The sequence below is a fragment of the Mitsuaria sp. WAJ17 genome (assembly GCF_014174515.1).
Classification (GTDB): Bacteria; Pseudomonadota; Gammaproteobacteria; order Burkholderiales; family Burkholderiaceae_C; genus Roseateles_B.
Window position 1 is genome coordinate 54492 of record NZ_JACJUG010000013.1, and the last position, 23942, is coordinate 78433.

Consider the following 23942-nt stretch of genomic DNA (forward strand, 5'->3'; position numbering starts at 1 on the left):
GCAGGTCCGACGCGGCCTGCAAGGCCACCCGCAGGCCCGGCAGAGCCGGATCCTCGGGCGCCGCTGGGATTGGGTTGAGGTTTGCGGCGGGTTGTTCTCGCCTCATCGCGGAGAGTTTTTCATGAGTCAAGCACTGATTGTTTCCACCGCCCGCACCCCGCTCGGCAAGAGCTGGAAGGGTGCCTTCAACATGACCCACGGCGCCACCCTGGGCGGCCATGTGGTCAAGGCCGCCGTCGAGCGCGCCGGCATCGCGCCGGATGCGATCGAGGATGTACTGATGGGCTGTGCCTTCCCCGAGGGCAGCACAGGCAACAACGTCGCGCGCCAGATCGCCCTGCGCGCCGGCCTGCCGGTCAGCGTCGCCGGCATGACGGTCAACCGTTTCTGCTCCAGCGGCCTGCAGACCATCGCGATGGCCGCGCAACGCATCATGGCCGGCGAGGGCGATGCCTACGTGGCCGGCGGCGTGGAGAGCATCTCCTGCGTGCAGCAGGAGATGAACAAGCACATGATCACGGAGAGCTGGCTGTCGAAGCACAAGCCCGAGATCTACTGGACCATGCTGCAGACTGCCGAGAACGTGGCCAAGCGCTACGGCATCTCGCGCGAGCGCCAGGACCACTACGGCGCCGCCAGCCAGCAGAAGGCCTGTGCGGCGCAGGCGGCCGGCCTCTTCGCCGAGGAGATCGCACCCATCACCGTCACTGTGGGCGTGGTGGACAAGGTCCAGGGCCTGGTCACCCGCGAGGTGGGCGTCAGCGTGGACGAGGGCCTGCGCGAGGGCACCACCTACGAGGGCATCAAGGACCTGCGCAGCGCGCTGCCCGGCGGCGTGGTGAGCGCGGGCAATGCCAGCCAGTTCTCAGATGGCGCCGGGGCCTGCGTGCTGGTCAGCGAGCGCTACGCCCAGCAGCAGGGCCTCCAGCCCCTGGGCCGCTTCCTCGGTTTTGCGGTGGCTGGCTGCGAGCCCGATGAAATGGGCATCGGCCCCGTCTACGCCATCCCCAAGGTGCTCAAGCGCCTGGGCCTGGGCGTGCACGACATCGACCTCTGGGAGCTCAACGAGGCCTTCGCCGTGCAGGTGCTCTACTGCGCCGATACCCTGGGCATCCCCATGGAGCGGCTGAACGTCAATGGCGGTGCCATCGCCGTGGGTCACCCCTACGGCATGTCGGGCCAGCGCCTGACTGGCCATGCCTTGCTGGAAGGCCGCCGACGCGGCGCCAAGCGGGTGTGCGTGACCATGTGCATCGGCGGCGGCATGGGCGCCGCGGGCGTCTTCGAAGTGCTCTGACGCCCCCCTGATGCCTCGGGACCGCGCGGACGGCCCGGACTGGAGCTGCCATGGAACTGGACCTCGCCACGCTGCAGGGCTTCATCGCCCGCTCTCCCTTCATGGTCGAGCTGGGCGTGCAAGCCGTGGCCGTGGAGCCCGGTCGCGTGCGTACGCGCCTGGCCATCCGCGAGGGCCTGTGCCAGCACACGGGTCTGGTGCATGCCGGCGTGCTGGCCTCGCTGGCCGACCACAGCATGGGCTCGGCCGCCCAGACCCTGGCGCCCGCAGGCCAATGGGTGCTGACGGCCGAGCTCAAGACTAGCCTGCTGCGCGGCGCCCGCGGCCTGGAGCTGGACTGCGAGGCCTGGGTGATCAAGGCCGGACGAACGTTGAGCTTCACCGAGGCCGAGGTCCATGCCGTGGACGGCGAGACCCGCACCCTCGTGATGAAGGCCTCGGCCACCATGGCGCTTACCGCGGCCTGAGCCGCTGCTCGCACCGCATCGCAACGACTGCCGGAGATCGCCATGCGCGACACCCTCGACTTCCTGCTCTACGACTGGCTCCAGGCCGAGACCCTCAACCAGCGCCAGCGCTTCTCGGACCACAGCCGCGAGACCTTCGATGCCGTGCTGGACACCTGCGAGCGCATCGCCCGCGAGAAGTTTGCTCCCGTCAACCGACTGCTTGATACCCAGGAGCCCCACTTCGACGGAGAGCGCGTGCACCTGCCCGAGGCCACGCGCGAGGCGCTGGATGCCTATGTCGAGTCCGGCATGCTCAGCGCCGCACAGGACTACGGGCACGGCGGCATGCAGCTGCCCTGCACCGTGGAGATGGCCGCCAATGCCTTCTTCAGCAAGTCCTGCATCGCCCTGGGCGCCTACGCCATGCTCACCAACGGCAACGCCAATCTGCTGATGGCGCATGGCACGCCGCGCCAGCGCGAGGTCTTCGCGCGGCGGGAGTTCGAGGGGCGCTGGTTCGGCACCATGTGCCTGTCCGAGCCGCAGGCGGGCTCCTCGCTGTCCGACGTGGCCACGCGGGCCGAGCCCGATGGCATCGACTTCGAGCACGATGCCTTGGGCCCGCGCTACCGCCTGCGCGGCCACAAGATGTGGATCTCCGCTGGCGAGCATGAGCTGCGGGAGAACATCGTCCACCTGGTTCTGGCCAAGATTCCCGGCCCCGATGGCAGGCCGGTGCCCGGCGTGCGTGGCATTTCGCTGTTCATCGTGCCCAAGTGGCTGGTCGATGCCGGAGGCCAGCTCACCGGTGAGCGCAACGACGTGGTGCTGGCCGGCCTCAACCACAAGCTGGGCTACCGCGGCACCACCAATTGCCTGCTGAACTTCGGCGAGGGCCGCCACCAGCCGGGAGGGCAGGGCGGGGCCATCGGTTATCGAGTCGGGGCGCCCGGCGAAGGCCTCAAGGCCATGTTCCACATGATGAACGAGGCCCGCATCGGCGTGGGCCTGGGCGCCACCATGCTGGGCTATGCCGGCTACGAGGCCAGCCTGGCCTACGCCCGCCAGCGGCCGCAGGGCCGGCCCATGACGCCAGCGGGCAAGGACGCCGCCTCGCCCCAGCGGCCCATCATCGAGCACGCCGACGTCAAGCGCATGCTGCTCGCACAGAAGAGCTATGTGGAGGGGGCGCTGGCCCTGGAGCTGTTCTGCGCCCGCCTGGTCGATGAGCAGCACACGGCCGAGGCCGAGACCGCGGGCCGTGCGCGCCTGCTGCTGGAGGTGCTGATCCCCATCGCCAAGAGCTGGCCCAGCGAGTGGTGCCTGGAGGCCAACTCGCTGGCGATCCAAGTGCTGGGCGGCTACGGCTACACGCGGGACTTCCCGGTCGAACAGCACTGGCGCGACAACCGCCTCAACATGATCCACGAGGGCACGCACGGCATCCAGGCCCTGGACCTGCTGGGCCGCAAGGTGGTGATGGAGGGCGGCACGGCGCTGATGGCGCTGGCCCGGCGCATCAATGAGACCATCGCCGCGGCCGGTCAGGTGCCAGGTCTTGCCGAGGCCGCGAACCAACTGGCCCAGGCCCTGGCCCAGGTCGGTGCCGCCACCAAGGCGGCCTGGTCCACCGGTGAGCCCGAGGCTGCGCTGGCCAATGCCACGCCCTATCTGCAGGCCTTCGGCCACACGGTGCTGGCCTGGATCTGGCTGGACGTGGTGCTGGCCCTGGCGCCTGACGACACCAGCGACTTCGCCCAGGGCAAGCGCGCCGCCCAGGCCTATTTCTTCGCTTACGAATTGCCCCGCATCACGGCCTGGCTGGCCGTGGTGCAGCGGCGCGAGGCGCTGTGCAGGCAGATGCAGGACGCCTGGTTCTGAGCGTCCTCGATTCCAGACGACAAGGAGATTTCCCATGAGCACCAAGGTGCAGAACTTGTTTGAGCTCAGCGGCCAGGTGGCCCTGGTTACCGGCGGCTCGCGCGGCCTGGGGCTGCAGATCGCCGAAAGCCTGGGCGAGGCCGGCGCGAAAATCATGCTCAGCTCACGCAAGGCGGCTGACCTGGAGGTAGCCGTGGCGCATCTGCAGGCCCGCGGCATCGATGCCCGCTGGATCGCCGCCGACGCCGCCGACGAGTCCCAGGCCCGTGGCATCGTGGACCAGACGATGGAGCGCCTGGGCCAGATCGATATCCTGGTCAACAACGCCGGCGCCACCTGGGGGGCGCCGGCCGAGGACCACCCGCTGGAGGCCTGGGACAAGGTGATGAACCTCAACATCCGCAGCCTCTTTGTGATGAGCCAGGCGGCGGCCAAGGCCAGCATGATCCCGCGCCGCCACGGTCGCATCATCAATGTGGCCTCCATCGCGGGCCTGGGCGGCAACCCTGCCCTGATGAAGACCATCGCCTACAACACCAGCAAGGGCGCGGCCGTGAACTTCACCCGCGCGCTGGCCGGCGAATGGGGGCGCTACGGCATCACGGTGAACGCGCTGGCTCCGGGCTTCTTCCCCAGCAAGATGACGCAGGGCCTGCTGGCCGCGGTGGGGGAGGACAAGCTGGCCGAGGCCGCTCCCCTGCACCGCCTGGGCGACGAGGACGACCTCAAGGGGGCGGCCCTGCTGTTCGCCTCTCGCGCCGGCAAGCACATCACCGGGCAGGTGTTGGCGGTGGACGGCGGCGTGTCCGCCATCCATGGCGCCTGAATCGGCCGCCGCTAGACTGCGCGCATGAAACGCACGCCGCCCTTGTCCTTTCCCGTCCGCATTCCCTTCGTCGAGCAACTGGGCTTCGAGCTTCACAGCCTGGGCGACGGTCGCGCGGAGCTGCGGGTGGACGTCCGTGAAGGCCACCTCAATTCCTGGGAGGTGGCGCATGGCGGCGTGCTGATGAGCCTGCTGGACGTGGCCATGGCCCATGCCGCGCGCAGCATCCACATGCACCAGGAAGGCATGGGCCCGGGGGTGGTCACCATCGAGATGAAAACCAGCTTCATGCGCCCCGCCGAGGGCGAGCTGCGCGCCCAGGGCGAGCTGCTGCATCACACGGCCACCATGGCCTTCTGCGAGGGGCGGGTGCTGGGCGAGGACGGCCGGCTCTGCGCTCACGCCACCGCCACCTTCAAGTACCTGCGCGCTCTGCCGGGGCAGGGGCGCCAGCTCAAGTCTTTGCAGCGCCGCCAGGCGGACTGAGGGCGGGGCCGCTCGCTCCAGGAACCGGCGCGCGACGGCCTTCAGCGCGCCAGCGCTGGCGGCGTCATCTCCGGCCAGGGAGATTTGAGCTCCAGCACGCGGCGGCGCTCGATGGCCGCACGGGTCCAGTCGCGGCCCTGGTGCTGGTCCAGCAGCCGGCGGAAGCTGCCATCCTGCTGCGCGAGCTGCAGGCCGCGTTGCAGGCGTTGCAGCAGTGGCTGGCGGTCTCGGCGCGCCATGAAGTAGACGGGCCAGGCGTAGTGCAGGGCCAGGCGCGGCTCCACCATGAGTTCGTCCGAACCGCCGAAGCTGGCCAGCTCTGCATAGGCCTCGGAGACGCCGCGCTGCAGGTAGTCGAATCGCTGGGCGCGCAGCATGGCCAGCAGGGCCTCGGTGCCTGGCCCGGCGACCACGGGCAGTCCATTGGCCTCAAACACGGCCAGGTCGGCCCACTGGCGGCCAAAGCCGCCCACGAGGTCACGCAGCTGATCCAGGGACTGGACGCGGGCGAAGCGCGCAGCGTCCGCCTTGCGGATCAGCAGCAGGCGGTAGCCCAGGCGACCGGCATGCAGGTCGAAGGGCAGGGCGGCGAATTCCGCCAGCCGAGCTGGGCTGGGCGGCAGGTAGACCAGGTCCACCTCGCCATTGCGCAGCAGCTCCAGGCAGCGCTCCTGCGAGGGGTCCGCGCCCTGGCCATGACGGACCAGGGCAATGGGTTCGCCGCGCTGCGCGGTCTTTTCCAGCAGGAGCCGGGTCAGCGCGAGCCGGTAGTCGTAACGCGGGGATTCGGTCTGGCAAAGGCGCAACTGCTGGGCCTGGGCCTGCAGCAGGGCCAGGCCCAGCAACACAGCCAGCCCTAGACGCAGGGGCCGGCATCGAGTCAAGGCAGGGAGCAACACGGCCGGCAGTCTATGCCAGGGCCGCGGGCCCTGCGCGTTGAGCAATCGATTCCAAGGCCGCGGGCGGCCGGCGATCCGTGACGGAAGCCGCAGGCAGGCGGCCAGGGATGGGGCCTGCCGCAGCCCTACGCCTCACCTGGCGGGCCAGCGGCACGGCGCCGCCCAGACGCAAGGCAGCGCAGGGACGGCGAGGGTGCTCGACGGGGCCTCCTGCCACGGCTAACAGAGCCCTGGCCAGCCTGGTGCCCAGGAGGCGCATGCCAATCTTGAAGTACGTGAACGGCATGGTCTCTCCAGCGCGGACACTCGGTGCGCCCCTTGCTCCACGGCATGGGTGCCTTGGGCTCTCGGTACTTTCCCTGATGTTTGTAATCCATTGCAAGTGATTTTTCTAGGAGTGGATGCGAACGATCGTTCGTTTTTGTCGCCACTGAGACGAGCGTCACGAATGGGCCATGATTCAATCCGTTCCATCGGGGCCCATGCAGGGCCTGTCCAACAGACAAAGAGGAAGCCATGAGCATCAACCGCCAAATCCACCTGGTGTCCCGCCCCACCGGCGAACCCTCGACGGACAACTTCCGTCTGGTCGAGGCACCCCTGCCTGCCGTGCAGGACGGCCAGGTCCTGGTGCGCAACCACTACCTGAGCCTCGATCCCTACATGCGCGGACGCATGAGCGACGCCAAGAGCTACGCGGACCCCCAGCCCCTGGATCAGGTCATGATGGGTGGCACCGTGGGGGAGGTCGTGGAGTCTCGCAATGCGGCCTTCAAGGTGGGTGACCAGGTTGTGGGCATGGGCGGCTGGCAGGAATACCAACTGGTCGATGCCGGTCAGCGCGGCGTCCTGCAAAAGGTTGATACCACCCACATCCCCCTGGCGGCCTACCTGGGCGCCGTGGGCATGCCGGGCGTGACGGCCTGGTACGGCCTGACCCAGATCATCAATCCCAAGGCAGGCGAGACCGTGGTGGTCAGCGCCGCCAGCGGTGCCGTGGGTGGCGCCGTGGGTCAGCTTGCCAAGGCGCGTGGTGCGCGCGCCGTGGGCATCGCCGGCGGCCCCGACAAGTGCCGCTACGTGGTCGAGGAACTGGGCTTCGATGCCTGCATCGACTACAAGGAGCACCGTGAGCTGAAGTCCCTGCTTGCTGCGCTGAAGCAGGCCTGCCCGCAGGGCATCGACGGTCACTTCGAGAACGTGGGCGGCATGATCCTGGACGCCGTGATGATGCGTGCCAACGCCTTCAGCCGCGTCGCCATGTGCGGCATGATCTCCGGCTACAACGGCGAGCCCATCCCGATGATGGCGCCCCAGCTGATCCTGGTGAACCGCATGAAGATCGAGGGCTTCATCGTCTCCGAACACATGCAGCTGTGGCCCGCGGCCCTGAAGGAATTGGGCATGATGGTCGCCACCGGCAAGCTCAAGTACCGCGAATCCATTGCCGACGGCCTGGCCGCCGCGCCCGAGGCCTTCCTGGGCCTGCTCAAGGGCCGCAACTTCGGCAAGCAACTGGTGAAGCTCGTCTGATGGGCCCGCTGTTCTGGTCCTGCCTGCCTCTGCAGGCCCTGGATGCCGAGGGCGTCTACGAGATGCTGGCGCTGCGCAACGAGGTCTTCGTCGTCGAGCAGCGTTGCCTCTACCAGGACACCGACGGCCGCGACCGCGACTGCCTGCACGTCATGGGCCGCGACGCTGCGGGGCGCCTGCTGGCCTATGCCCGCCTGCTGCCGCCAGGGCTCAAGGGGCCGCAGCAGCGGCGTGTCGCCATCGGCCGCGTGCTGACCTCGTCGGCCTTGCGCGGCCAGGGCCAGGGCCGGCCCCTGGTGCGTCAGGCCCTGCGCGAGTGCGAGCAGCGCTGGCCCGGCGTCGGCCAGGAGCTCAGCGCCCAGGCCCATCTGCAGGACTTCTATGCCAGCCTGGGTTTCCACGCTGTCTCGCCGGTCTACGACGAGGACGGCATCCCCCATATCGACATGTGCCGCGACGCGGCGCCCGTGGAGTGAAACGATGAAGCAGTACCAAGGCCGCACGGCCGTGATCACCGGCGCTGCCTCGGGCTTTGGCCTGGAGGTCGCCCGCCTGGCCGCGCAGCGCGGGATGAACCTCGTGCTCTGCGATGTGCAGGCCGACGCCATGGACCGGCTGCATGAGGAGTTCGGCGCCCATCCGCTGCTGCTGCGCCAGGTCGACGTGGCCAAGGCCGACCAGATGGAAGCCCTCGCCGGGGCGGTGCAGGCCCGCTTCGGAGCCCCGCATTTCGTCTTCAACAACGCCGGTGTGGGGGCGGGCGGGCTGGTCTGGGAGAACAGCCTGTCCGATTGGGAATGGGTGCTGGGCGTCAACCTGATGGGCGTGGTGCACGGCGTGCGCCTGTTCACTCCCATGATGCTGGCCGAGGCCGAGGCCGATCCTGCCTACGAAGGCCACATCGTCAACACCGCCTCCATGGCCGGCATGCTCAACCCGCCGAACATGGGCGTCTACAACGTCAGCAAGCATGCGGTGGTGAGCCTCAGTGAGACGCTCTATCAAGACCTGACCCTCGTCACCGACCAGATCCGCTGCTCGGTACTGTGCCCCTACTTTGTGCCCACCGGCATCTCGCAGAGCCACCGCAACCGCACGCCGGACCATCCCATGGACAAGCCCAGCAAGAGCCAGTTGGTCTCCCAGGCCATGACCGACAAGGCGGTGAACGCGGGCAAGGTCACGGCGACCGATGTGGCGGCCCTGGTCTTCCAGGCCATGGACGAGGAGCGCTTCTACATCTTCAGCCACCCCCAGGTGCTGGGCGGCGTGCAGACGCGCCTGGAAGACGTGCTGCAGCAGCGCAACCCGACCGATCCCTTCCAGGACAAGCCGGCCCTGCGCGAGCAGCTGGTGGCGGCGCTGCGCAAGGCCTGAGGCAGGGCCGGGCCCGCGTGGCCGGCCACTTCTGGCACACTGCCGGCCCCGCCTGCTGAAGTCCCGCCATGTCCTCCAAAGCCTCCACCCCTGCACAAGCCCTGGTCATCGGCGGAGGCCCCGCGGGCCTGATGGCGGCCGAACGCCTGGCAGCGGCGGGCCTGCGCGTCGATCTCTATGACGCCATGCCCACCGTGGGCCGCAAGTTCCTGCTGGCCGGCAAGGGCGGGCTCAACCTGACGCATTCCGAGGCGCGCGAGGCCTTCGAGCAGCGCTTTGCCGAGCGCGCGGACGCTGTGCGGCCCTGGCTGGATCGCCTGGATGGCCCGGGACTGCGCCAGTGGGCGGCGGGACTGGGGATCGACACCTTCGTCGGCAGCTCCGGCCGCGTTTTCCCAACCGACATGAAGGCCGCGCCCCTGCTGCGGGCCTGGCTGCAGCGGCTGCGGGCTGCGGGCGTGCGCTTGCACATGCGCCAGCGCTGGCTGGGCTGGGACGCTGAGGGCGCGCTGCGCTTTGCCGCGCCCAATGGAGAGCACACCGTGCCGGCACCGGCAGCGTTGGTGCTGGCCCTTGGCGGCGCCTCCTGGCCGCAGCTGGGCTCCACCGGACAGTGGCAGGGCCTGCTCCGCGAAGCCGGGGCCGAAATCGCCCCACTGCGCGCGGCCAACTGCGGCTTCGACCTCGGCCGGCGCCGCGAGGGCGTGGCCGAGCCGGGCTGGTCGTCCTTCTTCATCGAGCGATGGGCTGGCCAGCCTGTCAAGCCCGTGCGCCTTGTCTTGGAAGGCCGCAGCGGCCGCCGCTTCGAGCGCCAGGGCGAGTTCGTGATCACCACCAGCGGCATCGAGGGCTCCCTGGTCTATGCCGCCTCGGCCCTGTTGCGTGAGGAGATCACCGAGTTCGGCGAGGCCCTGCTGCACCTCGACCTGCTGCCCAACCATAACGAGGCCCAGGTGCTGGCCGAGGTGCGGCGCCCGCGTGGCCCCCGCTCGCTCTCCACGCACCTCAAGAGCCGCCTGGGCATCGAGGGCCTGAAGGCGGCCCTGCTGCACGAGGTGCTGGACAAGAGCGAGATCCAGGATGCCGAGCGCCTGGCCCGCACCCTCAAGCGTCTGCCTTTGCGCCTGGTCGCCGCTCGTCCGGTGGCGGAAGCCATCAGCACCGCTGGCGGCGTGCGGCTGGAGAGTCTGGACGAGCACCTGATGCTGTCCCAGCGTCCCGGCGTTTTCTGCGCCGGCGAAATGCTGGACTGGGAGGCGCCCACTGGCGGCTACCTGCTGACGGCCAGCATGGCCAGCGGCTGGGTGGCGGGCGAGGGTGCCGCGGCCTTTGTGATGCGAGCTGCCTGACCCTCGCTGAAACGCACCGAAACGCGCCCGTACGGGGCCTGTGGCACACTCGCGCGCTTTCAGCATTTCCCTCTCCAGACGTCTTGGACAAGATCCTGCTTCAGATTGCCGCCGAGCTGAATGTGCGCCCGGCCCAGGTCAACGCGGCCGTGCAACTGCTCGATGGCGGCGCCACCGTGCCCTTCATCGCCCGCTACCGCAAGGAGGTCACCGACGGGCTGGACGACAGCCAGTTGCGCGAGCTGGAGTCCCGGCTGGGCTATCTGCGCGAGCTGGAGGATCGCCGGGCCGCGGTGCTCAAGAGCATCGAGGAGCAGGGCAAGCTGAGCCCCGAGCTGCGCGCTGCCATCGAGGCAGCGCCCACCAAGCAGGAGCTGGAAGACCTCTACCTGCCCTACAAGCCGAAGCGCCGCACCAAGGGCATGATCGCCCGCGAGGCCGGCATCGAGCCCCTGGCCGACAAGCTCTTCGCCGACCCGTCCCTGGATCCGCAGGCCGAGGCCCAGTCCTTCATCAACACCGAGGCCGGCTTTGCCGATGCCTACGCGGTGCTGGACGGTGTGCGGGACCTGCTCTCCGAGCGCTGGGCCGAGGACGCCGTGCTGATCGGCAAGCTGCGCGAGTGGCTGTGGGAAGAGGGCCTGTTCAAGTCCAAGCTGATGGAAGGCAAGGACGAGACCAACGCCGATGTCGCCAAGTTCCGCGACTACTTCGACTACGCCGAGCCCATCAAGACCGTGCCCTCGCACCGCGCGCTGGCCGTCTTCCGCGGGCGCACGCAGGAGTTTCTGGACGCCAAGCTGGTGCTGGACGAGGAGATCCTCCCCGGCCAGCCCTCCCTGGCCGAAGGCCGCATTGCCCGCCACCTGGGCTGGAGCCATGGCAAGCGCGCATCCGACGAGCTCATCCGCAAGACCGTGGCCTGGACCTGGAAGGTCAAGCTCTCCATGAGCCTGGAGCGCGACCTCTTCGCCCGCCTGCGCGAGGAAGCCGAGAAGGTGGCCATCAAGGTCTTCGCCGAGAACCTGCGCGACCTGCTGCTGGCCGCGCCGGCCGGCAAGCGCGTGGTGATGGGCCTGGACCCGGGCATCCGCACTGGCGTGAAGGTGGCCGTGGTGAGCGACACCGGCCGCGTGCTGGATACCTCCACCGTCTACCCCCATGAGCCGCGCAAGGATTGGGAAGGTTCCATCCACACCCTGGGCCGCCTGTGCGCGACGCATGGCGTGAACCTCATCGCCATCGGCAACGGCACGGCCTCGCGCGAGACCGACAAGCTGGCCGCCGACCTCATCAAGCGCATTCAACAGCTGGCGCCGGGCACCCACATTGAGAAGGTCGTGGTGAGCGAGGCTGGCGCCTCGGTCTACTCGGCCTCGGAGTTCGCCTCCAAGGAACTGCCCGAACTGGACGTGAGCCTGCGGGGCGCCGTGTCCATCGCCCGCCGCCTGCAGGACCCGCTGGCCGAGCTGGTGAAGATCGACCCCAAGAGCATTGGCGTGGGCCAGTACCAGCACGACGTCAACCAGAGCGAGCTGGCCCGCACGCTGGACGCGGTCGTCGAGGACTGCGTGAACTCGGTGGGCGTGGACCTCAATACCGCCTCGGCGCCGCTACTGTCGCGCGTCTCGGGCCTGTCGGCCACGGTGGCCGGCTCCATCGTGCGCTGGCGCGATGCCAACGGCGCCTTCCGCAACCGCCAGCAGTTGCTGGACGTCACCGGCCTCGGCCCCAAGACCTTCGAGCAGGCGGCCGGCTTCCTGCGTATCCGCGACGGCGACAATCCGCTGGACCTCTCCGGCGTGCACCCGGAAACCTACCCGGTGGTGCAGCGCATCCTGGAGAAGGTGGACCGCCCGATCACCGAGGTCCTGGGCAAGTCGGACGTGATCCGCGCCCTGCGCCCAGAGGCCTTTGCCGACGAGCGCTTCGGCGCCATCACCGTCAAGGACATCCTGGCCGAACTGGAGAAGCCCGGCCGCGATCCGCGACCGGATTTCAAGGTGGCGCGCTTCAACGAGGGGGTCGAGGACATCAAGGACCTGGCCGAGGGCATGATCCTCGAGGGCACGGTGTCCAACGTGGCGCAGTTCGGCGCCTTCGTGGACCTGGGCGTGCACCAGGATGGCCTGGTGCACGTGAGCCAGCTGTCCAACAAGTTCGTCAACGATGCCCGCGAAGTGGTCAAGACCGGCGACATCGTCAAGGTCAAGGTGCTGGAGGTCGATCTGGCCCGCAAGCGCATCTCCCTGACCATGAAGCTGGACGCTGCCGCGCCGCGCGGTGCGGGCAAGGCGGACAACAGCTTCCGCCCTCCGGCCCGCAACGAGCGCCCGGGCCGTGCTGCGGCTCCTTCTGCACCGGCCGGCAATGCCATGGCCGCGGCCTTCGCCAAGCTGCAGAGCAAGCGCTGATTCCGGCATTTCGGCACCGGCACTGACGAGTGGCGACATTGAAACCGCCGCTGGTCGCAGCGGGGCTGACAGTGCGCGCCAACGCCGCTATCGTGCGCTCAGTCCGAAGAACAGGACGCAGCCCAGGAGTTTTCGTGCGCCTTCACCCCATTGCCGCCGCTGCGGCACTTGCCCTTGCCTCCCTGGCGACCACGCCCTCGCTGGCCCAGGAAATGCCTCAGGGAGCGGATCCCCAGGGCCGCCCCCAGCAGGGCAACAAGCTGGAGCGCGTCGAGATCAACGCCCGCCCGCAAAGTGACACCGAGCTGCGCCGCCGCGCGCCCGTGGCCAAGCAGATCTATGGCCGCGAGGAGATGGACAAGTACGGCGACAACAACCTCGCCGACGTGCTCAAGCGCCTGCCTGGCGTGGACATGCAGGGCGGCGGGCCCCGCATGCGCGGCCTGGGTGCGGGCTATACCCTCATCCTGATCAACGGCGACCCCGCCCCCCCGGGCTTTGACTTCGCACAGCTGAACCCGGCCCAGGTGGAGCGCATCGAGGTCACCAAGGGCCCCACCGCCGACCAGAGCGCGCAGGCCGTGGCCGGCGCCATCAACATCATCCTGAAGGAAGCGCCCAAAACCACGCAGAAGGAGCTGCGCGTGGGCTTCGGCTACACGGCGGTGCGGCCCACGCCGGGCGCCAGTTTCACCTATGGCTCGCGCCAGGGCGGCTTTGCCTATTCGCTGCCGGTGTCCTTGTTCGAGTGGCGCGGCCAGAACAGCGCCCGCAATGCGCGCCACATGCCTGGCGCCGACGGTTTCAGCTCGGACTCGCTGCAGGACAACGAGCAGGCCTTCTGGGGCCATGGCTTCAACACCGCCCCGCGCATCAACTGGAAGATCTCCGACGAGGAGAATGCCAGCCTGCAGGCCTTCATCCAGAAAGGCTTCTGGAACAACCGACAGACCTATGTCACCGAGTCGGCCACGCCCAACGCGGTGCTGGATGACGATGCCCTGAACAAAGGCACCTGGCACAACATCCGCCTGAATTCGCAGTGGTCGCGCCGCTTCAATGACACGCAGAAGCTGGAGCTCAAGCTGGGTGCCGGTGATTCCGGCGGGGACTTCCGCAGTCAGACTTACCGTGACCGCGCCGAGCGCCGCCTCATCACGGGCACCAACGAGGACCGCAGCGTGACCCAGGCCGGCAAGTTCGGCCAGCTGATCGGGGATGCCCACAGCCTGACCCTGGGCTGGGACCTGGAATGGCGCCGCCGCGACGAGGAGCGCACGGTCTCCGAGTTGGGCCATCCGCAGCTGCCGGACTTCGATGGCCAGGCCTTTGGCGCCCGCATCCAGCGCCAGGCCCTGTTCATCCAGGACGAATGGGAGCTGTCACCGCAGTGGTCCACCTATCTGGGCCTGCGCAACGAGCGCATCGTCACCGAGAGCCGCGGCCTGGACAGCACCATCCGCAACACGAGCTCAGTGCTGACGCCTCTGTGGCACCTCAACTACAAGCTGGACCCCAAGGGTCGCGACCTGATCCGGGCCAGTCTGACCCGCAGCTACAAGGCGCCCGAGCTCAGCGCCATGCTGGCGCGGCCCGGCATCAGCAGCCTGTTCCCGGATGTCAGCAAGCCCAATACCGAGCTCTCGCCAGACCGCCTGGGCAACCCCCTGCTCAAGCCCGAGCTGGCCACCGGCCTGGACCTGGCCTACGAGAAGTACTTCACCGGCGGCGGCATGCTGAGCATCGGCGTCTTCCACCGCGAGGTGAAGGACCTGATCCGCAATGTGGTTTCGCTGCAGACCGTCAGCTGGGCCGGTGTGCCGCGCTGGATCTTTCAGCCGGTCAACATCTCCAAGGCCCAGAGCAGCGGCCTGGAGCTGGAGCTCAAGGGCCGCGCGGGCGAGCTCTTCCCGGCGTTGTTCGATGCCAAGCTGCCGCTGAACCTGCGCAGTGCGCTGAACATCTACCGCTCCAAGGTCGAGGCCGTCGAGGGGCCCAACAACCGCCTGGAAGGCCAGCAGCCCTGGTCTGCCAACCTGGGCTTCGACTACCGCTTCAGCAGCCTGCCGCTCACCACCGGCGCCAGCCTGGCCTACACGCCAGGCTACGCCACGCAGCAGACGGCCAGCCAGGGTGTGGAGCAGTCGCGCAGCCGTTCGCTGGACGTGTTCGCGCAGTGGAGCTTCAATCGCACGACCTCGCTGCGCATCGCGGCCAACAACTTCGTGCCGGTGGACACCTGGAGCAGCACGACGCTCAGCAGCGGCTATGGCAGCCGCAGCGATCGCCTGGGCCGCACCAACCTCAATGTGGGCCTGGAAATGAAGCTCTGATCCGCTCGGGCTTTCGTCAGCGGTTCTAATCGAGTCCATGACGACAGCACTGCAGATCTACGCGGGCCCTCGGGCCCGCGCCCGTTTGGCGCGGCAGGGCTTGCAGCCGGAGGACGTTCAGGTCATCCCGGCTGCGGCTGGCGGGCCCAAGGGTCTGATCCTCAACCCTCTGGATCAATACATCTTCGGCGACTGGCTGGCTGCCAGCCGCCAGGAGGTGCACCTGTTGGGCGCCTCCATCGGTGCCTGGCGCATGAGCACGGCCTGCCTGGCGCACCGAGCTGCGGACGCCGTGCCGGAATTCCAGCGTCTGGCCGAGGAGTACATTCACCAGCAATACGAGAGCCAGCCTGGCAAGTCACCTACGGCGGCCGTCGTCTCGCGGGGCTTTCGCCAGAAGCTGGATGAGGTCTTCGGCGGACGGGAGGCTCAGGTGCTGAGCCACCCCCGCTGGCGCCTGCACCTCTTCACCTCGCGCGGCCAGGGGCTGCTGGCGCGCGAGCACCGATGGCGCACCCCCATGGGCTATGCCGCCGCCTTCGCCGCCAATGCCCTGTCGCGCCGGGCCATGGGGCGCTGGCTGGAGCGCGTGGTGTTCTCGGACCTGCGCTCGCCCCTGCCCATGGACCTGCGCGACTACCGCAGCCGCCAGGTCGGCCTGAATGCGCGCAATCTGCAGGCGGCGCTGCTGGCGAGCTGTTCCATCCCCTTTTGGCTACAGGCCGTGCACGACATTGCCGGCGCGCCGGCCGGTGCCTACTGGGACGGGGGCATTACCGACTACCACCTGCACCTCAACTACGCCGCCATGGTGGGGGAGGGTGTGGTGCTGTATCCGCACTTCCAGCGCCAGGTGGTGCCGGGCTGGCTGGACAAGGCGCTCCGCCACCGCCACCGCCCCACCGCTTTCCTGGACAACGTGGTGCTGCTGGCCCCGCATCCCGACTGGGTGCGCAGCCTGCCCAACGCCAAGCTGCCCGACCGGGCGGACTTCCAACGCTATGGCGACGACGTGGCCGCCCGTGCGGCCGCCTGGCGCCGTGCCATCGATGAAAGCCAGCGCCTGCGCGACGAGTTCGCCGAGGCCTGCAGGCAGGACGCGATCCAGGCGATGCCGCTATGACCTTGTAACAAGATGCCGCGGCATCAACCAAGTCCGGGGCTCGCGCGTTGTTGAGATGTCCTGACTTCCCAGTGGGTGCGCCTATGCCTTCCTTCATGCCCCGTTCCTGGTCCTTCGCCCTGGCCTTGTCGGCCTTGTTGGTGCTGACGCTGACCGGCTGCGCCCATGAGCGCCGCCGGGATTGGGACGATGGCCAGGTCTACGGCGACGGCCGCTACGAGGATCGGCGCTACGACGAGCGCCGCTACACCCCGCCGCCCAGTCGCTATGGCGGCGATCGCGTGCTGTATGGCACGGTGGGGCGCATTGAGGCCTATGGCCGTGGCGGTGCGCGCGGCAGTTCGGGTGCGGGCGCGGTGGCGGGTGGCGTCATCGGCGGTGTCATCGGCCACGAGATGAGCGATCGCCGCGACCGGGGTGTCGGCACGGCTATCGGCGCAGTCGTGGGCGCCGTGATCGGGAACGAAATCGAGCGTGACGGCAACCGGGGCGGCGGCACTCGCTACCGCGTGTGGGTGCACCTGGAGCGCGGGGGCGAGCAGGCCTTCGACTTCGAGCGTCTGGACGGCCTGCGCAGCGGGGATCGCGTGCGCATCGTCGATGGCCGGCTGCAGCGCTATTGAGCGGGCCCAGTGCGTTGTGGCTACAATCGGGGCCTCTTTGACCAACAAGGGCTGAGAAAGGCGAGATGGTTATGACACCGCGAACTACGACCTCCACCGGAGCATAGTCGGCCGCGGCACGTCTCGTCTTTGGGCATCACTTCATCACCTCGATCCGGTGATGCCTCCCGAACAAAGCGCGGCACCGGGCCGCGCTTTTTCATTTCCGGGCTCCGTTCCGATCCCCACGAACACCGGAGCCCTTGCGATTCGGAGCATCCCATGATTTCCATCCAACTGCCTGACGGTTCCAAGCGCGAATTCCCGCAGGCCGTCACCGTGGCCGAGGTGGCCGCCTCCATCGGCGCCGGCCTGGCCAAGGCTGCGCTGGCCGGCAAGGTCGATGGCAAGCTGGTCGATACCAGCCATCTGATCCAGGCCGACGCCCAACTGGCCATCGTCACCGAGAAGGATGCCGACGGCCTGGAAGTCATCCGCCACTCCACGGCCCACCTGCTGGCCTATGCGGTCAAGGAGCTCTTCCCCGAGGCGCAGGTCACCATCGGCCCGGTCATCGAGAACGGCTTCTATTACGACTTCAGCTACAAGCGTCCCTTCACGCCAGACGACCTGGCCGCCATCGAATCCAAGATGGCCGAGCTGGCCAGGAAGGACGAGAAGGTCACGCGCTCGGTGCTGCCGCGCGACGAGGCGGTGTCCTACTTCAAGAGCATCGGTGAGGCCTACAAGGCCGAAATCATCGAATCCATCCCGCAGGGCGAGGATGTGTCGCTGTACGCCGAGGGCGGTTTCACCGACCTCTGCCGCGGCCCGCACGTGCCCTCCACGGGCAAGCTCAAGCACTTCAAGCTGATGAAGGTGGCTGGCGCCTACTGGCGCGGCGACCATCGCAACGAGCAGCTGCAGCGCATCTACGGCACGGCCTGGGCCTCCAAGGACGACCTGCAGAAGTACCTGACCCTGCTGGAGGAGGCCGAGAAGCGCGACCACCGCCGCCTGGGCAAGGACCTGGACCTCTTCCACATCGACGAGCACGCCCCCGGCGTGGTCTTCTGGCACCCCAAGGGCTGGACGGTCTGGCAAGAGGTGGAGCAGTACATGCGCCGCGTCTACCGCGAGAACGGCTACCTCGAAGTCAAGGGCCCGCAGATCATCGACAAGACGCTGTGGGAGAAGACCGGCCACTGGGACAAGTACCGCGAGAACATGTTCACGACGGAGTCGGAGAAGCGCGACTACGCGCTCAAGCCGATGAACTGCCCCGGCCACATCCTGATCTTCAAGCAGGGCATCAAGAGCTACCGCGACCTGCCGTTGCGCTTTGGTGAGTTCGGCCAGTGCCACCGCAACGAGCCTACGGGCGGCCTGCACGGCATCATGCGCGTGCGCGGCTTCACGCAGGACGATGGCCACATCTTCTGCACGGAAGACATGATCCAGGGCGAGGTCACGGCCTTCACGACCCTGCTGCAGAAGGTCTACAAGGACTTCGGTTTCACCGAGATCCTCTACAAGCTGTCCACGCGCCCCGAGCAGCGCATCGGCACGGAAGAAAGCTGGGACAAGGCCGAGGCCGCCCTGGCCGAGGGCCTGCGCGCCTCGGGTTGCGAGTTCGAGTATCTGCCGGGCGAGGGCGCCTTCTACGGCCCCAAGATCGAGTACACGCTCAAGGACGCCCTGGGCCGCCAGTGGCAGTGCGGCACCATCCAGGTCGATCCCAACATGCCGGAGCGCCTGGACGCCGAGTTCGTGGCCGAGGACGGCAGCCGCCAGCGCCCCATCATGCTGCACCGTGCCATCGTGGGCAGCCTGGAGCGCTTCATCGGCATCCTGATCGAGCAGCACGCCGGCGCGCTGCCCGTCTGGCTGGCTCCGACGCAGGTGGTGGTGGCCAATATCACGGATGCTCAGGCCGATTACGTGGCTGAAATCGTGAAATCGCTGCAAAAACAAGGGCTTAGGGTGGTCGCAGATTTGCGTAACGAGAAGATCACGTATAAAATCCGCGAGCATTCCTTGCAGAAGGTTCCGTACATCCTTGTCGTTGGTGACAAGGAGAAGGCAAACGGAGCCGTTGCGGTGCGCGCCCGTGGCAACCAGGACCTGGGTGTGATGTCGTTGGCCAGCTTCACCGAGAGGCTGGCGGCGGACATCACCAACAAGGCCTGAGTGGTTGGAGTTGGGCGCGCTTTTGCTTATTGCCGGGCCCCTTGCCTTGGGCTCTTTGAAAGGGTGGCACCATCGCTACTTTTGCTGACCGTCGTGCGATTCCCGAGCGTAAGCATCGGCTGAACCGCGAAATCACTGCTCCCGAGGTCCGTCTGAACGGCCCGGAGAACGAACCCATCGGTGTCGTGAGCATCCAGGAAGCCCTGCGCATGGCGGGTGACATGGATGTGGATCTCGTCGAGATCGCTGCCACCGCCAATCCGCCGGTCTGCCGGTTGATGGACTATGGCAAGTTCAAGTACATGGAGCAGAAGCGTGCGGCCGAGGCCAAGGCCAAGCAGAAGGTCATCGAGGTCAAGGAAGTCAAGTTCCGCCCTGGCACGGACGAAGGCGACTACCAGATCAAGATGCGCAATCTGCGTCGCTTCATCGCCGAGGATGGTGACAAGGGCAAGGTGACGCTGCGCTACCGCGGTCGCGAAATCACCCACCAGGACATCGGCATGCGCCTGCTGGAGCGCATTCGTGACGAACTGGCGGATGTGGCGGTTGTTGAGCACATGCCCAAGTTGGAAGGGCGGCAGATGATCATGGTCTTGGCCCCCAAGAAGCGCTGATGTTTGCCCCCGGGCCCGCGAGTACGCGGGCCCACCCCCCGAGGGGGTGCAATCAAAACCGGGCATTGGCCCGGTTTTGATTGCAAGAGGCCGTCCTTGGGGCGGCCCGGCGGACGGCCTGAAAAGGCCTCGCTGGCGAAGAGTCGCCCGTTGGGCGACATCGTTGTCGGTGGTGTGCCGGCGTTGCTAGGGCCTCGGCCCATGGTTCAGGCCCGTCGATCTGGTCGTCGGCGGGCTTATTAGTCTCCCTGAGGCTGGCAAGTGTTGCGAGTCCCGCAACCGCCCCAGGGGACGCATTTAAAAGGAGCAGTCATGCCCAAAATGAAGACCAAGAGCGGCGCCAAGAAGCGTTTCCGCGTCCGTCCGGGTGGTACCGTCAAGCGCGGTCAGGCTTACAAGCGCCACATCCTGACCAAGAAGACCACGAAGAACAAGCGCCAGCTCCGCGGTGCCGTGAACGTGCATGAAACCAACATGGGTCACATCGCTGCGATGCTGCCCTATGCCGGTCTGTAATCCCGCGATTTAAGGAGATACAACATGCCTCGCGTCAAACGTGGTGTTACCGCACGTGCTCGTCACAAGAAGGTCCTGGCTCTGGCCAAGGGCTTCCGTGGTCGTCGTAAGAATGTCTTCCGCATCGCCAAGCAGGCGGTGATGAAGGCTGGCCAGTACGCCTACCGTGACCGCCGTGCCAAGAAGCGCGTGTTCCGCCAGCTGTGGATTGCCCGTATCAACGCGGCAAGCCGTGGCCTGGGTCTGAGCTACAGCAAGTTCGTGGCCGGCCTGAAGAAGGCCCAGATCGACATCGACCGCAAGGTCCTGGCTGATCTCGCCGTCAACGATCCGGCTGGTTTTGCCAGCATCTTCGCCAAGGTGAAGGCCGCTCTCGCCTAAATGTCCCGATGCGGCGCAAGCCGCGTCAGGGCGGCCCCGGTGTCAAGCCGGGGTGCGCACCCCTTGAAGGCCGACACCCTGGTGTTCGGCCTTTTCTTATTGCTTTCCTGCTTACGAGTCCGCCGCTGCGATGAACGATCTCGCCCAATTGCTGCAAAGCGCCCAGGCTGAATTTGCCCAGGCCTCCACCCCTGCCGACCTGGAGAACGCCAAGGCGCGATTCCTGGGCAAGTCCGGCCAGGTGACCGAGCTGATGAAGGGCCTGGCCGCGCTGCCGGTCGAGGAGAAGAAGACCCGCGGCGCCGAGATCAACCAGCTCAAGCAGGGCATCGAGGCAGCCCTGAACGCTCGCCGCCAGGCCCTTCTTGATGCCGAGCTGGAGAAGCAGCTCAAGGCCGAGGCCCTGGACGTCAGCCTGCCCGGCCGCCAGCGCGGCACCGGTGGACTGCACCCCATCACGCGTGCGATGGAGCGCATTGAGGCCATCTTCGGCTCCATGGGCTTCGACGTGGCCGACGGCCCCGAGATCGAGACCGACTGGTTCAGCTTCTCCTCGCTGAATAACCCCGAGAACCATCCTGCCCGCTCCATGCAGGACACCTTCTACGTGGACATGAAGGACGAGGGCGGTCGCTGGTTCAATCTGCGCCCGCATACCAGTCCCATGCAGATCCGCTACGCGCAGGCCCATGCCAAGCGCTACGCCGGCCAGGAGACGATGCCCGAGATCCGTGTGATCGCCCCGGGCCGCACCTACCGTGTGGACAGTGACGCCACGCACTCGCCCATGTTCCATCAGGTCGAAGGCCTGTGGGTCGGCGAGAACATCAGCTTCAAGGACCTGAAGTCGGTCTACCTGAACTTCATCACGGCCTTTTTCGAGACCGACGCGCTGCAACTGCGCTTCCGCCCCAGTTACTTCCCCTTCACCGAGCCTAGCGCCGAGATCGACATCATGTTCGAGACCGGCCCGCTCAAGGGACGCTGGCTGGAGGTCTCTGGCGCTGGGCAGGTGCATCCGCAGGTGATCCGCAACATGGGCCTGGATCCGGAGCGCTACATCGGCTTCGCCTTCGGCTCCGGCATCGATCGCCTGGCCATGCTGCGCTACGGCGTCAATGACCTGCGCCTGTTCTTCGAGGGCGACCTGCGCTTCCTGAGCCAGTTCAAGTAAGCCCGCCTTGCGCGCACTGCAAGCATCGCAAGAACACCACCGAACACGCTGACGAGAATCCCATGCAATTCCCTGAGTCCTGGCTGCGGGCCTTCTGCAATCCGCCCCTGAACACCCAAGAGCTGGCTTCGCTGCTGACCATGTCCGGCATGGAAGTCGAAGCGCTGAGCCCGGCCGCGCCGCCCTTCAGCGGCATCGTCGTCGCCGAAATCCTGGAAGCCGAACAGCACCCTAATGCCGACAAGTTGCGGGTCTGCAAGGTCAATGCCGGTGGGGCCGAGCCCCTGCAGATCGTCTGCGGCGCGCCCAACGCCCGCGCCGGCATCAAGGTGCCCCTGGCCACCGTGGGCGCGGAGCTGCCACCGGGCGAGGATGGCAAGCCCTTCCTGATCAAGGTGGGCAAGCTGCGTGGCGTCGAGAGCTTCGGCATGCTGTGTTCGGCCCGCGAGCTCAAGCTCAGCGACGAGCACGGCGGTCTGCTGGAGCTGCCGCTGGACGCGCCCACCGGCCAGAGCATCCGCGAGTTCCTGAACCTGGACGACACCCTCTTCACGCTGAAGCTCACACCCAACCTGGGCCACGGCCTCTCGGTGCTGGGCGTGGCCCGTGAAGTCTCCGCGCTGACCGGCGCGCCGCTGGCCCTGCCGGCCATCGCGCCCGTGAAGCCGGTGGTCGATCAGACCGTGCCCGTGCGCGTGGAAGCACCGGACCTCTGCGGTCGCTTCGCCGGCCGCGTGGTGCGCAATGTCAACCACAAGGCCCAGACCCCCGACTGGATGGTCCAGCGCCTGGCCCGCTGCGGCCAGCGCTCGGTGTCAGCCCTGGTGGACATCTCCAACTACGTGATGTTCGAGCTGGGCCGTCCCTCGCACATCTTCGACCTCGACAAGATCGACCGCGAGCTGATCGTGCGCTGGGCCAAGGCCGGCGAACAGCTCAAGCTGCTGAATGGCAACACCGTCGAGCTGGATGAGAAAGTGGGCGTGATCGCCGATGCGAGCCGGGTGGAGTCCCTGGCCGGCATCATGGGCGGCGACCACACGGCCGTCTCGGACGACACCCGCAACGTCTACATCGAAGCCGCCTTCTGGTGGCCCGAGGCCGTCATGGGCCGCGGCCGACGCTACAACTTCAGCACCGACGCAGGCCACCGCTTCGAGCGTGGCGTGGACCCGGAAAGCATCGCCGAGCACATCGAGCGCATCACCCAGCTTGTGCTGGAGATCTGCGGCGGCGAAGCTGGCCCGCTGGTGGACCAGCGCGTCAATATGCCCGCCCCCAAGCCTGTGACCCTGCGCGTGGCGCGCGCCGCCAAGGTGATCGGCATGCCGGTGACGCAGGAGGAGTGCGCGAACGTGTTCCGACGCCTGGGCCTGCCTTTCGCACAAGGCGAGGGCACACTGACGGTCACGCCGCCGAGCTGGCGCTTCGACATCGGCATCGAGGAAGACCTCATCGAGGAAGTCATCCGCGTGCTGGGCTATGGCAAGCTGCCGTCCACGCCGCCGCTGGCCCCGGTGGTCGCCAAGACGCGCTCGGAATCGCGCCGCGGCGTGCACGCCCTGCGCCATGCCGTGGCCGCGCGCGACTATTACGAGACCATCAACTTCAGCTTCGTCGAGGAGCGTTGGGAGCGCGAGCTGGCCGGTGAGGAGAACCCCATCCGCCTGCTGAACCCCATCACCAGCCAGCTGTCGGTGATGCGCACCAGCCTGATGGGCAGCCTGCTCAACGTGCTGCGCCACAACCTGGCCCGCAAGGCCGGCCGCGTGCGCGTGTTCGAGATCGGCCGCGTCTTCCTGCGCGATGGCTCGGTGCAGACCGGTGCCGCCAGCGTGGCCGGCATCGCCCAGCCCATGCGTCTGGGCGGCCTGGCCTTCGGCCCGGCGGACCAGCAGCAGTGGAGCCAGCGCGACCGCGCAGTGGACTTCTTCGACGTCAAGGGGGATCTGGAAGCCCTGTTCGCCCCGCGCCAGCTGCGCTTCGTTGCGGCTGAGCACCCGGCCTTGCATCCGGGCCGCAGCGCCCGTGTGGAGCTGGACGGTCAGGCCATCGGCGTGATCGGCGAGCTGCATCCCAAGTGGCGCCAGGCCTACGAATTGCCCCAGGGTGCCGGCGCACCGGTGCTGTTCGAGCTGGAGCTGGACGCCGTGCTGGCCCGCTCCCTGCCGGTGGGGCAGGGCGTGCCGCGCCAGCAAGCCGTGTTGCGCGACATCGCCGTGATCGTCTCGGATACCGTCACACACGAATCCTTGATGCAAACCATCGGCACGGCCGGGGATGCCCTGGTACGCTCGGCGCGTCTGTTCGACATCTTCAAGCCGGCCCAGCCCAGTGGCGAGCTGAAGGACGGCGAGCGCAGCATGGCCATCCGGCTGGAGCTGCTGGACGAAGAGACCACGCTGACGGACGAACGCATCGAGCAGGCGGTGGCCGCAGTGCTGTCGGCCCTGGGTGAAAAGCTGGGTGCGCGGCTGCGCGCCTGAGGAGGAGCT

The 23942-nt window shown here is 67.6% G+C and carries 20 protein-coding genes; 19 read left to right on the forward strand and 1 reads right to left on the reverse strand.

Annotation, left to right across the window (positions count from 1 at the left end; translation table 11 throughout):
• Positions 1-121: 121 nt before the first annotated feature.
• Genes H5407_RS12295 through H5407_RS12315 form a run of 5 tightly spaced genes read left to right on the forward strand, consistent with a single transcriptional unit; the run spans position 122 to position 4939 of the window.
• Positions 122-1297: an acetyl-CoA C-acyltransferase gene (locus tag H5407_RS12295; protein ID WP_183104741.1), complete on the forward strand. Its 1176-nt coding sequence runs from the start codon at positions 122-124 to the stop codon at positions 1295-1297.
• A gap of 50 nt (positions 1298-1347) precedes the next feature.
• The gene (locus tag H5407_RS12300; RefSeq protein WP_183104742.1) at positions 1348-1764 is read left to right on the forward strand and encodes a PaaI family thioesterase; all 417 of its coding nucleotides are present in this window, start codon (positions 1348-1350) and stop codon (positions 1762-1764) included.
• Positions 1765-1800: 36 nt separating this feature from the next.
• Positions 1801-3627 (forward strand): acyl-CoA dehydrogenase, encoded by a 1827-nt coding sequence (locus tag H5407_RS12305; RefSeq protein ID WP_183104828.1) that lies wholly within the window; start codon positions 1801-1803, stop codon positions 3625-3627.
• A gap of 34 nt (positions 3628-3661) precedes the next feature.
• On the forward strand, positions 3662-4453 hold the full coding sequence (locus H5407_RS12310; RefSeq protein WP_183104743.1) for an SDR family oxidoreductase: 792 nt from the start codon (positions 3662-3664) through the stop codon (positions 4451-4453).
• Between the two features lie 24 nt (positions 4454-4477).
• Entirely contained in the window at positions 4478-4939 is a 462-nt protein-coding gene (locus H5407_RS12315; RefSeq protein WP_183104744.1) for a PaaI family thioesterase, read from the forward strand.
• A 41-nt stretch (positions 4940-4980) separates the two neighbouring features.
• Here the strand turns inward: H5407_RS12315 and H5407_RS12320 are convergent, their stop codons facing one another.
• Positions 4981-5838 carry an ABC transporter substrate-binding protein gene (locus H5407_RS12320; protein ID WP_183104745.1) on the reverse strand — a complete coding sequence of 286 codons (858 nt, stop codon included), beginning with the start codon at positions 5836-5838 and terminating at the stop codon, positions 4981-4983.
• A gap of 516 nt (positions 5839-6354) precedes the next feature.
• On the opposite strand from H5407_RS12320, the gene H5407_RS12325 reads away from it, so the two are divergent.
• From H5407_RS12325 to pheT, 14 genes are all read left to right on the forward strand, one after another.
• Positions 6355-7371: an NADP-dependent oxidoreductase gene (locus tag H5407_RS12325; protein ID WP_183104746.1), complete on the forward strand. Its 1017-nt coding sequence runs from the start codon at positions 6355-6357 to the stop codon at positions 7369-7371.
• Positions 7371-7847: a GNAT family N-acetyltransferase gene (locus H5407_RS12330; protein WP_183104747.1), complete on the forward strand. Its 477-nt coding sequence runs from the start codon at positions 7371-7373 to the stop codon at positions 7845-7847. The genes H5407_RS12325 and H5407_RS12330 overlap by 1 nt, the downstream gene beginning before the upstream one ends.
• A 4-nt stretch (positions 7848-7851) precedes the next feature.
• Positions 7852-8748, forward strand: a complete 897-nt coding sequence (locus tag H5407_RS12335; protein WP_183104748.1) for an SDR family oxidoreductase — start codon at positions 7852-7854, stop codon at positions 8746-8748.
• A 68-nt stretch (positions 8749-8816) separates the two neighbouring features.
• Positions 8817-10097, forward strand: coding sequence for a TIGR03862 family flavoprotein (locus H5407_RS12340; RefSeq protein WP_183104749.1), 1281 nt, complete (start codon positions 8817-8819; stop codon positions 10095-10097).
• An 83-nt stretch (positions 10098-10180) separates the two neighbouring features.
• The gene (locus tag H5407_RS12345) at positions 10181-12511 is read left to right on the forward strand and encodes a Tex family protein (protein WP_183104750.1); all 2331 of its coding nucleotides are present in this window, start codon (positions 10181-10183) and stop codon (positions 12509-12511) included.
• Between the two features lie 134 nt (positions 12512-12645).
• Positions 12646-14844 carry a TonB-dependent siderophore receptor gene (locus tag H5407_RS12350; RefSeq protein WP_183104751.1) on the forward strand — a complete coding sequence of 733 codons (2199 nt, stop codon included), beginning with the start codon at positions 12646-12648 and terminating at the stop codon, positions 14842-14844.
• A 37-nt stretch (positions 14845-14881) separates the two neighbouring features.
• Positions 14882-15967: a patatin-like phospholipase family protein gene (locus H5407_RS12355; protein ID WP_183104752.1), complete on the forward strand. Its 1086-nt coding sequence runs from the start codon at positions 14882-14884 to the stop codon at positions 15965-15967.
• Between the two features lie 95 nt (positions 15968-16062).
• On the forward strand, positions 16063-16590 hold the full coding sequence (locus H5407_RS12360; protein WP_183104753.1) for a glycine zipper 2TM domain-containing protein: 528 nt from the start codon (positions 16063-16065) through the stop codon (positions 16588-16590).
• A gap of 261 nt (positions 16591-16851) precedes the next feature.
• Positions 16852-18759: a threonine--tRNA ligase gene (gene thrS / locus H5407_RS12365; protein WP_183104754.1), complete on the forward strand. Its 1908-nt coding sequence runs from the start codon at positions 16852-16854 to the stop codon at positions 18757-18759.
• Positions 18760-18830: 71 nt separating this feature from the next.
• On the forward strand, positions 18831-19376 hold the full coding sequence (gene infC / locus H5407_RS12370) for a translation initiation factor IF-3 (RefSeq protein ID WP_183104829.1): 546 nt from the start codon (positions 18831-18833) through the stop codon (positions 19374-19376).
• A gap of 312 nt (positions 19377-19688) precedes the next feature.
• The gene (rpmI, locus tag H5407_RS12375; protein ID WP_183104755.1) at positions 19689-19892 is read left to right on the forward strand and encodes a 50S ribosomal protein L35; all 204 of its coding nucleotides are present in this window, start codon (positions 19689-19691) and stop codon (positions 19890-19892) included.
• Positions 19893-19916: 24 nt separating this feature from the next.
• Positions 19917-20273 carry a 50S ribosomal protein L20 gene (rplT, locus tag H5407_RS12380; protein WP_058934277.1) on the forward strand — a complete coding sequence of 119 codons (357 nt, stop codon included), beginning with the start codon at positions 19917-19919 and terminating at the stop codon, positions 20271-20273.
• A gap of 130 nt (positions 20274-20403) precedes the next feature.
• Positions 20404-21447 carry a phenylalanine--tRNA ligase subunit alpha gene (gene pheS / locus H5407_RS12385; RefSeq protein WP_183104756.1) on the forward strand — a complete coding sequence of 348 codons (1044 nt, stop codon included), beginning with the start codon at positions 20404-20406 and terminating at the stop codon, positions 21445-21447.
• A 62-nt stretch (positions 21448-21509) separates the two neighbouring features.
• Entirely contained in the window at positions 21510-23933 is a 2424-nt protein-coding gene (gene pheT / locus H5407_RS12390; protein ID WP_183104757.1) for a phenylalanine--tRNA ligase subunit beta, read from the forward strand.
• Positions 23934-23942: the final 9 nt, after the last annotated feature.